The sequence below is a fragment of the Pectobacterium sp. IFB5596 genome (assembly GCF_021432585.1).
Classification (GTDB): Bacteria; Pseudomonadota; Gammaproteobacteria; order Enterobacterales; family Enterobacteriaceae; genus Pectobacterium; species Pectobacterium punjabense.
Genome location: NZ_LXFY01000012.1, coordinates 424,029 through 436,215 on the forward strand (window position 1 = coordinate 424,029; position 12,187 = coordinate 436,215).

The window sequence follows — 12,187 nt, forward strand, 5'->3', positions numbered from 1 at the left end:
TATTAGTCAAATTCCAGTTCCACCTGCTCATTACCCACTAATGTGCGCAGCTCGTTCAGTAGCGCATCGGCAGGCGTTACACGCCATGCTGCGCCGAAACGTAGTCGGGCGCGCGCATCTTCACGCTGGTAATAGAGATGCACTGGGATCGTCCCCGATCGATGGGGTTCCAACGATTGGCGGAGACGGTTTAATAGCTGGTCATCAATTTGCCTGTCAGTCAGCGAGATAGCAAGCCCGCGCGCGTATTTTTCCCGCGCTTCACTGATATCCATTAACTCTCGGACGGTCATTTTAAGCCCGCCGCTGAAGTCATCAAAGCTGACCTGTCCACTGGCGATAAGGATACGGTCTTTCTCAAGTAAATGCTGATATTTTTCCAATGCATCGGTAAACAGCATAATCTCAAGCCGACCGGAACGATCGTCCAAGGTACAGACACCAATACGGTTACCCCGTTTGGTGACCATGACGCGAGCCGCCAACACCAGCCCAACGGCAGTGGTCATTTTACCCCGATCCGTCGGGTGCATATCTTTCAAACGTACGCCACCGGCATAGCGTTCAATTTCCTTAATATATTGGGTGATCGGGTGGCCGGTCAGGTACAGCCCCAGCGTCTCCCGCTCACCATCCAGCACCACCTGCTCCGGCCACGGTGGCACAGTGCTGTAGGATTGCTCAACTTGCTCAGGTGCATCAGCCAGCACGCCGAACATATCCACCTGACCAATGGCTTCCGCTTTCGCGTGCTGATCGGCAGCCTTTAGCGCATCAGCCAATGCGTTCATCAGCGCGGCGCGATGCGGCCCCAAACGGTCGAACGCTCCGGACATAATCAGCTTTTCCAGCACGCGGCGGTTCAGCTTTTTAATGTCAGTGCGGGCACAAAGATCAAACAGTTCCCTAAAATAGCCACCCTGATTACGCGCTTCAATAATGGCCTCAATCGGACCTTCACCTACACCTTTAATTGCGCCGATACCGTAAACAATCTCGCCATCGTCGTTAACGTGGAAGTGATACAGACCGCTATTGATATCTGGAGGCAGGATTTTTAACCCCATCCGCCAGCATTCATCAACCAGCCCCACCACTTTGTCCGTGTTGTCCATATCGGCCGTCATCACCGCCGCCATGAACTCCGCAGGATAGTGCGCTTTCAGCCACAGCGTTTGGTACGACACCAGCGCATAAGCAGCGGAGTGTGATTTATTAAAGCCGTAACCGGCGAATTTTTCCACCAGGTCAAAAATCTTAACCGCCAGCTCACCGTTCACGCCGCGCGATTTAGCACCATCTTCAAAGCCACCACGCTGCTTCGCCATCTCGACCGGGTTCTTTTTCCCCATCGCACGACGCAACATATCCGCGCCGCCCAGCGTATAGCCCGCCAGAACCTGCGCAATCTGCATAACCTGTTCCTGATACAGGATAATGCCGTAGGTCGGTTCCAGTACAGGCTTGAGAGACTCGTGCTGCCATTCAATATCAGGATACGAGATCGCTTCACGCCCATGCTTACGGTCAATGAAGTTATCCACCATACCCGATTGCAGCGGACCGGGGCGGAACAACGCCACCAGTGCGATCATATCTTCAAAACAGTCGGGCTTCAGACGCTTAATCAGATCTTTCATGCCACGCGATTCAAGCTGGAATACCGCCGTGGTTTCCGAGCGTTGCAGCATGTCGAAACTTTTCTTATCGTCGAGTGGGATCGCGGCGATATCAATCGGTTCCTGACCTTGCTTCGCACGACGAGCGTTGATCATCTCCAGCGCCCAGTCGATGATGGTCAACGTACGCAAGCCAAGGAAGTCGAACTTCACCAGCCCAGCATATTCCACGTCATTTTTATCAAACTGGGTAACCGGATGATTTCCTTCCGAATCACAATACAGCGGCGCAAAATCGGTTATTTTGGTGGGGGATATTACCACCCCACCTGCGTGTTTACCGGCGTTACGCGTGACTCCTTCGAGCTTGCGCGCCATATCGATGAGGGCTTTAACTTCCTCATCGGCTTCATAAATTTCCGGCAACTGCGGTTCGGCAGCAAACGCCTTTTCCAGCGTCATGCCCGGATCGGGCGGCACCAGTTTTGAAATACGATCGACAAATCCATAAGGGTGCCCAAGCACACGCCCTACGTCACGAATCACCGCTTTCGCCGCCATCGTACCAAAGGTGATAATCTGCGAGACCGCATCACGCCCGTACATTTCCGCAACATGGTCGATAACCTTGTCGCGTTTTTCCATACAGAAATCGACGTCAAAGTCAGGCATGGAGACACGTTCAGGATTGAGGAAGCGTTCAAACAGCAGATCGAATTCCAGCGGGTCCAGATCGGTGATTTTCAGCGCGTAGGCGACCAATGAGCCCGCACCGGAACCACGTCCTGGGCCAACAGGCACATCGTTATCCTTCGACCACTGGATAAACTCCATGACGATCAGGAAGTAGCCGGGGAATCCCATCTGGTTGATAACGCCCAGCTCAATATCCAGACGCTCATCATATTCCGGCCGACGCGCAGCACGCACTTCCGGGTCGGGAAACAGGAATTCGAGGCGATCTTCCAGCCCTTTTTTCGAGCACTCAACCAGAAAATCTTCCGTGGTCATGTCGCCCGTCGGGAACTGCGGCAGAAAATATTCGCCCAGACGAATCGTTACGTTACAGCGTTTGGCAATTTCAACGCTGTTCGCCAGCGCTTCAGGGATATCTGCAAACAGCTCACACATTTCCTCTTCGGAACGCATATATTGCTGCGGGCTGTAATGACGTGGGCGTTTAGGATCGTCAAGCGTATAGCCATCGTGAATGGCCACGCGAATTTCGTGAGCCTCAAAATCATCCGTGCTGATAAAGCACACTTCGTTGGTCGCTACAACGGGCAAACCGTGCTTGGTTGCTAGCTCCACCGCCGCATGCAAATAGCTTTCTTCATCCGGGCGGGACGTACGGGTGAGCTCCAGATAGTAACGCTGAGGGAAGTGTTCCTGATAGAACGCCAGACTCTGCTCGGCCTGCGCCTGATTGCCACGCAGTAAAAACCGCCCCACATCACCTCGGCGACCACCCGATAGAAGAATCAGACCTTCCTGATGCTCAATCAGCCAATCACGGTCAATTGTCGGCCCGGCAGCGCCATAGCCTCGTTGATAAGCATGGGAAATCAGCAGCGTGAGATTCTGGTAGCCTTCATTGTTCATGGCTAACACAGTGAGATGCGCCAATTCATCCCCTAATTCATCGCTTTCGACATAGAAGTCTGCGCCGATGATAGGTTTGACCCCTGCGCCATGCGCGCCGCCATAGAATTTAACCAGCCCACACAGGTTGGTAAAATCGGTAATCGCCAGCGCGGGCATCCCGAGCGCCGCCGCTTTTTTTACCAGCGGACCGACTTTGGCCAGCCCATCGATCATGGAATAGTCACTGTGAACACGCAGGTGAACAAAACGTGGTTCGGCCATATCCAGATCCCAGAATTTATCGATTAGTCAGCATTGCAATAGTCATATCACAACACAGAGAGTGAATGATGATGTTTTACGCCAGGCCTAATGCACGCTTGACCGGCGCGAAGCTCCGACGGTGAAACTCAGTGGCACCCAGTGCAGCCAGTTTCTCCAGATGAAAAGCCGTTGGATAACCTTTGTGTTGGGCAAAGCCATAAGCGGGGAAGCGTTGATCCAATTCAACCATCTCACGATCGCGGGTAACTTTCGCCATAATAGAGGCCGCACTGATTTCTGCCACACGGCTGTCCCCTTTAACCACTGCCTGAGCGGGCATCGACAATGCCGGGCAACGGTTACCGTCAATGAGAACAAAGTCCGGCACAATAGACAACCCTGCCACCGCACGCTGCATCGCTAGCATCGTAGCATGCAGAATATTCAGTTGATCAATCTCTTCCGGTTCGGCACGGCCAAGACTCCACGCCAGCGCCTTTTCTTTGATTTCATCATAGAGCGCCAGCCGACGTTTTTCACTCAGCTTTTTGGAATCCGCCAGCCCGACAATTGGCCGGGTCGGATCAAGAATCACCGCCGCCGTCACAACTGCGCCAACCAAAGGGCCACGACCCACTTCATCAACGCCAGCGATACAGTTCGCCTGAGGGTAAATAAATATTTCGCTCATGGTTTTATTAACATGCTTTTATTAATAAGGCTTTACTAATTCCAGCACCGCCTGAGCCGCTTGCTCATCGGCGTTACAGCGGATCTGCTGATGCAAGTCCACAAATGTTGTGCGTAGCTCAGCCATTTTGTCCGTATCAGCAAACAGCGGCAACAGTGCGGCGGCGAGCTTATCCGGCGTACAGTCAGTCTGTAGCAACTCTGCCACCAGCTCACGCCCTGCCAACAAATTCGGTAACGACACCCATGGCGTTTTGACCAAGCGCTGCGCCAGCCAGAAGGTAAAGGGCTTCATGCGGTAGCCTACAACCATCGGGCATTTTGCCAGCATGCACTCCAGCGCCGCCGTACCGGATGCCAGCAGCGCCGCATCGCTGGCAATCATGGCTTCACGCGCCTGTCCATCCAGCAGATGCACACGCAGATCAGGTGCCACACTGCTTTTTATCCGTTCGAACTGTTCACGCCGTTTGTTGTTCACCAACGGAACCACGATTTCCAGATCGGGAAAATGCTGACGTAGTAGCACAGCTGTATTGAGGAAATCCGCGCTCAGCATTTCAACTTCAGCGCCACGGCTGCCCGGCAGCAGCGCCAGACAATGCACATCGGGCGCAATACCCAACGTCGCGCGTGCTGCCAGCTTATCAGGATGCAACGGCATCGCATCAGCCATCGTATGGCCGATAAAGCGACAAGGTACATTGAAACGATCGTAAAACGCTTTTTCAAAAGGCAAGAAAGCCAGCACCAGATTGGTCGCTTTACCTATTTTGAAAACGCGCTTTTGACGCCACGCCCACACGGATGGGCTGACATAGTGAATAGTATTGATACCGCGCTGTTTGAGGTTGCCCTCCAGCGTGATATTGAAATCAGGTGCATCAATACCCACGAAGACATCGGGCTTGAGATCGCTAAAGCGCTGGGTTAAATCTCGCCGAATTTTCAGCAGGCGAGGAAGGCGTCCGAGAACTTCAACAATCCCCATGACGGCCAGTTCTTCCATTTCGTACCAGGCTTCACAGCCTTCAGCCTGCATACGCGGCCCGGCTACACCAACAAATCGTGCGTTCGGCACCTTTTCTTTTAGCGCCCGGATAAGGCCCGCGCCAAGGATGTCGCCGGAAGTTTCTCCGGCGACCAGCCCAATAGTCAAAGGACGTGATGTCATGGATTAACGAATGATGCCGCGAGTAGAACGGGCAAAGAAATCGGTAAATGCCTGCACCGCGGGGTATTCAGCCGCCAGCGCTTCGATTTCCGGTTTTACCTCATCCAGCGTTTTACCGCTACGGTAAAGGAGTTTGTATGCGTTACGGATCGCATGCAGCGTTTCTTTTTCGAATCCACGACGCTTCAAGCCTTCAATGTTCAGGCCAAACGGCGTAGCGTGGTTACCCTGCGCAATGACATACGGCGGGACGTCTTGCGCCACACCAGAGCACCCACCGACCATAACGTGAGCACCGATAATGCAGAACTGGTGCACAGCCGTCATCCCACCAATAATTGCAAAATCATCGACGGAAACGTGGCCGCCCAGCGTAGCATTATTCGCCAGAATACAACGATTACCCACTACGCAGTCGTGTGCGATATGCGTGTTGATCATCAACAGGTTATCGCTACCGACTTTAGTCAACCCACCGCCCTGCGTCGTACCACGATGAATCGTGACGCTTTCACGGATGCGGTTACGATCGCCAATCTCAACGCGAGTCGGTTCCCCGGCATATTTGAGATCCTGATTCACTTCACCAATTGACGTGAACTGATAGATTTCGTTGTCGCGACCAATTTTAGTGACACCATTGACGACGACATGCGATTTCAGCACCGTCCCTGCACCGATCTCAACCTGAGAACCGATGTAGCAGAAAGGGCCAATATGAACGCCAGCACCAATAATGGCACCGTCTTCAACAATCGAACTAGGGTGAATAAAGGCGGTTTGATCAATCACGTTATCAGGACTCCCGACGACGAGCACACATCATTGACGCTTCACAGGCCACTTCGCCATCAACTTTGGCAACACCTTTAAAGCGCGCAACGCCGCGACGCTCTTTAATGAATTCAACTTCAAGGATCATTTGATCGCCTGGCTGTACCGGGCGCTTAAAACGCGCTTCGTCAACAGCTGCGAAGTAATACAGCTCACCTGGTTCCAGTTTACCCACGCTTTTAAACGCCAGAATACCGGTGGCCTGAGCCATTGCTTCCAGAATCAATACGCCGGGGAAAATCGGTTTGCCCGGGAAATGCCCCTGAAAGAAGGGTTCGTTGAAAGAGACGTTTTTCACCGCCCGCAGAAACTTCCCTTCTTCAAAATCCAGTACCCGATCAACCAGCAAAAATGGGAAACGGTGCGGTAATAATTCTAAAATCTCTTCAATATTCAGAGTATGAGTGTCAGTAGTCAAAATACTCTTCCTGTCCATAAAAAACTGATGCCATCAACAACACGGCCTGCGCAGACCCTAAATTAGGTGTCTTCAGGCAGGCCGCAAATAAAACGCGAGTGATTAAACGTTATCGACTTTTCGTTCAACGGCTTTTAACCGTTTGCTTATCTCATCAATATTCATCACCAGCGCTGCAGTTTTGCGCCATACTTTATTGGGTTGCAAAGGAATACCCGAAGAGTATACCCCAGGTTCAGTGATTGGTCGCATGACCATCCCCATTCCCGTTACCGTCACTTTATCGCAAATCTCCATGTGCCCGTTAATCACGCTAGCACCGCCGATCATGCAATAACGACCAATTTTCAAGCTCCCCGCCATAATGACGCCGCCCGCTACCGCGGTATTGTCGCCAATCACGACGTTGTGCGCAATCTGACATTGGTTATCAATGATAACACCATTGCCAATGACCGTATCATCCAACGCACCGCGATCGATGGTCGTGCTCGCACCAATCTCCACCCGATCGCCAATTCTGACCGTTCCCAACTGCGGGATCTTCACCCAGTTGCCGCGATCGTTGGCATAGCCAAAACCGTCAGAACCGATCACTGTCCCAGACTGGATCAGACAGTGCTCACCCAGCTCAACGCGGTGATAGATCGTTACATTTGCCCACAAACGGGTACCGGCGCCAATGCGGGCATCTTTACCGATAAAACAGCCTGGACCAATAACAACACCATCACCCAACTGTGCGCCAGATTCGATGACGGCATTGGCACCAACAGACACCTGTTGACCCAGCGTCGCATCGGGAGCAATGACTGCACTCGGGGCAATATCGGTTGCTGGTTGCGGTGTGGTATCCAACAGCTGAGCCATGCGAGCGTAGGTCAGATAAGGATTTTTCACTACCAGCGCAGCAACCTGACAGTAAGGTAAATCCGCTTCCGTCAGCACGACCGCAGACGCTTGCGTCCCGGCCAGTTGCTCACGGTAACGACTGTCGGAAAGAAACGTAATTTGCCCAGTTTTTGCAGAATGCATAGAAGCAACACCGGTGATGACGATATCGCCATCACCGTGCAATTGTGCATCCAACTGTTGAGCTAACGCGTCCAGTCGAATTGAATACATGTATTATTTAACCTGTTTCAGCACATCAGCAGTAATGTCTTTAGCATTGGCGACATACGCAACAGCGTTAGCGTCAATCACGACATCATAACCTTCTTTGGTTGCAACGGCTTTCACAGCATCCTGAATGCGGCTCAGGATTTTGTTGCGTTCTTCAGTCTGACGACGACGGTTGTCCTGCTCAAAAGCCTGTGCTTTCGTTGAGAACTGCTCGCGCTGTGCCATGACGTCTTTTTCCATTTTGCTGCGATCGCTCGCTTTCATGGTAGAGCCATCACGCTGCAACTTCTGCATCTTGGTCTGTAAGTCGTTTTCCATCGATTGCAGTTCAGAAGCACGGCCTTTGAACTCGTTTTCCAGTTGCTTGCCAACGGTTTCACGCTGTGGCAATTGTTGGAAGATGCTAGAAACGTTAACAACGGCAATCTTGTCAGCAGCTTGAACGCTGGCTGAAGCAGCCAATGCTAAACCGAGGCCTGCGGCACATAACCACTTTTTCACTATAAACTCCTCAACCTAACCTAATTTGTGTCTTAACACTTTAATGGTGGGCATCGCGCCATGGCGTTAGCTGAATTTCCAGCATTCACACCAATGAACAGCGATGCAACATTCCCTGCATACGACCTACGGACGTCACACTACCAGGTTTTGCCAATGTTAAACTGGAATTGTTCCGACTTGTCTCCATCGTACTTTTTAACCGGCTGGGCATAGGAGAAGACCAATGGCCCAAGCGGAGACATCCATTGTAACGCGATACCGCTGGAAACACGGAAGTTGGTCGCCTTGCTATAATCCGGCACGCCAGCATCAATCGTTGCTTGCGTATTTTTCCAGTTGGTATCCCATACCGTACCACCGTCCACAAAGAAGGACGTCCGTACGGAACTCGCGTATTTGTCACTAATAAACGGCGTCGGTACGATCAATTCCGCACTCAGCACGGCCATCGCGTTACCGCCTACGGCATCGTCCAGATTGGTTTTATCAATTGGGCAATTGGAATAAGACGTTGCGCCCGTAGTACAGTTATAATACGCCGCTTTAGGGCCGATCGTATTCGACTGGAAGCCACGTACCGTGCTGGAGCCACCGGCGTAGAAGTTATCGTAGAACGGCACTTCTTTACTCCCGATGCCATCGGCAAAGCCTGCACGCGTACGGCCCATTACCACCCATTTACCGCTATCAGTTAGCGGATAGTAGCTCGCCGAATCAAACGTCAGTTTGTAGTATTCGTTGTCCGAGCCCGGCACGGCGATCTTGGCATTCGCCGATGCGCGCGTCCCTTTGGTCGGGAAGTAACCGCGATCCAGATTGTTATACGACCATCCGGTATTCAGGAAGAAGTCGTTCGCTTTGAAATCTGCACTAGATTTATTGTTAGTACCCGCCACAACGTCTGGGTTAACCCCCACGGAATCCAGATAACGCCACATTGCCACCTGCGGTCTCATATCCGACAGATCGTTGTGCACATAATCCAAACCGACGCGCAGTGAGTTATTCTCGTTAATCGGGAAACCCAAGGTGCTGCCAACGCCATAACTCACGTTGGTATAGTCAGAGAGATCGGCGTCGGACGCTTCAAATTTGTTATAAAAGACGCGACCACCAAGGCTAACGCCATCGACGGTGAAATACGGGTCAGTCAGCGACAGCTCGACATACGTCTGGTAGTCGTTTTTAGTCCCACTGATACCAACAGAATTCCCCGTTCCCAGCCAGTTATCCTGCTGAACGCCCGCCTGGAAGCTCACGCCACTTTCCGTACCAAAGCCGACACCAAAGTTGAATGTACCCGTATTACGCTCTTTGACTTTATACGTCACATCAACCTGATCGGCCACACCGGGAACGCGCTGCGTTTCTACATCAACGCTTTCAAAGTATCCCAGTCGGTTTAGACGTTCTTTACCCTGCTCAACCAGATCGTTACCTAACCAGGCACCTTCCATCTGGCGCATTTCACGGCGCAAAACAGAATCTTTAGACGTGTCGTTGCCATCAAAGCGCACATGACGCACATAGAAACGGTTACCTGCATCAACGTTGATGTTTAATCTCACCGTCTTGTCTGCGTCATTAATTTCCGGCTGTGTTACTACACGCGGATAGGCATAGCCATAACGACCCAGCAGTTTCTTGATGTCCTCTTCCATGCGGGTCACTTTTGTCCCGTTGTAGAGTTCACCAGGTTCGATTTTCGTCAGCCCTTCGATTTCCGCAGAGTGACCCGCCAAATTACCTTTCACCGAGACGCCAGACAGTTTGTACTGCTCGCCTTCCGTCATATTGACGGTGATATAGATACCTTTTTTATCTGGCGTCAAACTCACCTGAGTGGAATCAATGTTGAAACGTGCATAGCCGCGATCCAGATAGAAACTGCGTAGGGTTTCGAGGTCGCCAGACAATTTTTGTTTCTGGTATTTACGATCGCCGACCACGTTCCACCACGGCACTTCATCACGCAGTTGGAAACGAGAGATCAATTCGTCGGAACTGAATGCTTTGTTACCGACAATATTAATCTGTTGGATTTGGGCAGACACGCCTTCAGTGAAGACCAGCTTCAGGTCTACGCGGTTACGCGGCAGTGGCGTGACAACGGCTTTCACCGACGCACTGTATTTACCCACGCTATAGTAGAAATCTTCCAGTCCTTTTTCGATGCTAGTGAGCGCGGTGCGGTCTAACGCTTCACCAACGCGAACGCCCGAAGCTTCCAGGTTTTCTTTCAGCATGTCGTCTTTGACTGACTTATTGCCGGAAAACGTGACGCTGGCGATTGTCGGACGTTCTTTCACCTGCACAATCAGCGTTTCGCCATCGCGCAGGACACGAACATCTTCAAAATTTCCGGTCGCAAACAAGGCACGGATGGTGTTTCCGATATCATCGTCACCGATGGTATCACCAACGCGGACAGGCATACTAAGTAGTGCCGCCCCGACGGCAACCCTTTGCAGGCCCTCGAAATGAATGTCCTTCACTACGAACCCGTCTGCACCGTATACGGTTGCGCTGCTAAACAGCAGCGACGCTATGAGCAACTTTTTGATCGCCATCGTTGTTATGCGTTTTTCCTAACCTAATCCCGCGCCTAGAGACGAGAGAAATCATTGAAAAGTGCGAGTCCCATTAACAACATCAGCAATACTGTGCCAATACGATAGCTAATGTCCTGCACACGCTCAGAAACCGGCCTACCCTTCAGCTTTTCAACCGCAAGAAAGAGCAGGTGTCCACCATCCAATACCGGCAGAGGAAACAGATTGATGATCCCTAAATTGACGCTGATTAAGGCCAAAAACATCAGGTAATAAATCAATCCATAATCTGCTGACATTCCTGCGCCCTGAGCAATCGAAATGGGACCACTCAGGTTGTTCAGCTTAACATCACCCATAACCAGTTTGCCTAACATACTGACGGTCAACTTCATCAGTTGCCAGGTTTTATCTGTTGCCTGATAGACAGCGCTGAACGGCCCATACTGGCGCACAGTCCTGTATTCTTCGGGCAGCGGCGTCACGCTTGGCATAACACCGGCCAACCCTTCAACTTTGCCATTTCCCACAGATTTGCTGTCTGGCGTTAACGTTAACGGCACTATTGCGCCATTTCGTTCCACCTCCAGAGCGATAGATTGTCCGGGGTTATCACGCACGGCGATGACGAAATCACGCCAATGCGCTAAAGCTTGCCCGTCGACTTTAACGATCCTATCTCTGACTTGCAAACCTGCTTTTTCCGCCGCAGATCCAGCCTGCACCTGATTCAGTACCGGTTCGATTTGCGGACCGCGTGGGATAATCCCGAGCGAGGCCGCTGGATCTTGCTTATCCGGCTCAAACTGCCATTCGCGTAAATCCAGGGTTTTCTGGACGATACGGTCAGAACCTAAAGGAGCGGTTCCGATCACGACATCGCTGTCACCGATTTTACCAATCATTGCCAGACGCGCGGTATCCCAATCAGGCGTTTCGATACCATCAACGGACTTTAGTTCCATTCCTGCCGACATTTCCGCTTGCGCTGCGATGGAGTTGGGCAGTATTTCACCGACGACAGGACGTACGCCCGGCACGCCGAGAATGAACACCAGCCAGTACGCCACAATGGCAAACAGGAAATTGGCAATCGGACCCGCGCTGACGATAGCTGCACGCTGCCAGACCGTTTTGCTGTTAAAGGATTGATGGCGGAATTCTGGCGCTACCGTGTCAACACGCTCATCCAGCATCTTCACATAGCCGCCAAGCGGGATCAGCGCAATCACAAATTCCGTACCGGTACGATCGCGGCGACGCCATAGTGCGCGACCGAAACCGACGGAGAAGCGCTCCACCTTCACACCACAGCGTCGCGCCACCCAAAAATGTCCAAATTCATGGACGGTGACAAGCACACCCAGTGCGATGATAAACGCGGCAAGATTCCAGAAAAAACTCAACATAATAGCTCTACCGC

Annotated in this window: 9 protein-coding genes; all 9 read right to left on the reverse strand. The window is 51.9% G+C overall.

Annotated features, from left to right (window positions below):
• Positions 1-2: 2 nt before the first annotated feature.
• Complete coding sequence (dnaE, locus tag A6301_RS11615; protein WP_107168775.1) at positions 3-3,485, reverse strand: DNA polymerase III subunit alpha; 3,483 nt, start codon at positions 3,483-3,485, stop codon at positions 3-5.
• A 76-nt stretch (positions 3,486-3,561) separates the two neighbouring features.
• Positions 3,562-4,158 (reverse strand): ribonuclease HII, encoded by a 597-nt coding sequence (rnhB, locus tag A6301_RS11620; RefSeq protein ID WP_107168774.1) that lies wholly within the window; start codon positions 4,156-4,158, stop codon positions 3,562-3,564.
• Positions 4,159-4,179: 21 nt separating this feature from the next.
• On the reverse strand, positions 4,180-5,331 hold the full coding sequence (gene lpxB, locus A6301_RS11625) for a lipid-A-disaccharide synthase (RefSeq protein WP_205541418.1): 1,152 nt from the start codon (positions 5,329-5,331) through the stop codon (positions 4,180-4,182).
• A 3-nt stretch (positions 5,332-5,334) separates the two neighbouring features.
• On the reverse strand, positions 5,335-6,123 hold the full coding sequence (lpxA, locus tag A6301_RS11630) for an acyl-ACP--UDP-N-acetylglucosamine O-acyltransferase (protein ID WP_107168772.1): 789 nt from the start codon (positions 6,121-6,123) through the stop codon (positions 5,335-5,337).
• Positions 6,124-6,127: 4 nt separating this feature from the next.
• Positions 6,128-6,583 (reverse strand): 3-hydroxyacyl-ACP dehydratase FabZ, encoded by a 456-nt coding sequence (fabZ, locus tag A6301_RS11635; protein WP_005975923.1) that lies wholly within the window; start codon positions 6,581-6,583, stop codon positions 6,128-6,130.
• A 102-nt stretch (positions 6,584-6,685) separates the two neighbouring features.
• Positions 6,686-7,708, reverse strand: a complete 1,023-nt coding sequence (gene lpxD, locus A6301_RS11640; protein WP_012773639.1) for a UDP-3-O-(3-hydroxymyristoyl)glucosamine N-acyltransferase — start codon at positions 7,706-7,708, stop codon at positions 6,686-6,688.
• Positions 7,709-7,711: 3 nt separating this feature from the next.
• Positions 7,712-8,209, reverse strand: coding sequence for a molecular chaperone Skp (skp, locus tag A6301_RS11645; RefSeq protein ID WP_010296419.1), 498 nt, complete (start codon positions 8,207-8,209; stop codon positions 7,712-7,714).
• 140 nt (positions 8,210-8,349) lie between these two features.
• Entirely contained in the window at positions 8,350-10,782 is a 2,433-nt protein-coding gene (gene bamA / locus A6301_RS11650; RefSeq protein WP_205541416.1) for an outer membrane protein assembly factor BamA, read from the reverse strand.
• 35 nt (positions 10,783-10,817) lie between these two features.
• Positions 10,818-12,173 (reverse strand): sigma E protease regulator RseP, encoded by a 1,356-nt coding sequence (rseP, locus tag A6301_RS11655; RefSeq protein WP_205541414.1) that lies wholly within the window; start codon positions 12,171-12,173, stop codon positions 10,818-10,820.
• Positions 12,174-12,187: the final 14 nt, after the last annotated feature.

Excerpts from the sequence above, each read along its gene's own strand:
- dnaE (WP_107168775.1), bottom strand. The coding sequence starts at position 3,485 with ATGGCCGAACCACGTTTTGTTCACCTGCGTGTTCACAGTGACTATTCC.
- rnhB (WP_107168774.1), bottom strand. The coding sequence starts at position 4,158 with ATGAGCGAAATATTTATTTACCCTCAGGCGAACTGTATCGCTGGCGTT.
- lpxB (WP_205541418.1), bottom strand. The coding sequence starts at position 5,331 with ATGACATCACGTCCTTTGACTATTGGGCTGGTCGCCGGAGAAACTTCC.
- lpxD (WP_012773639.1), bottom strand. The coding sequence starts at position 7,708 with ATGTATTCAATTCGACTGGACGCGTTAGCTCAACAGTTGGATGCACAA.
- bamA (WP_205541416.1), bottom strand. The coding sequence starts at position 10,782 with ATGGCGATCAAAAAGTTGCTCATAGCGTCGCTGCTGTTTAGCAGCGCA.
- rseP (WP_205541414.1), bottom strand. The coding sequence starts at position 12,173 with ATGTTGAGTTTTTTCTGGAATCTTGCCGCGTTTATCATCGCACTGGGT.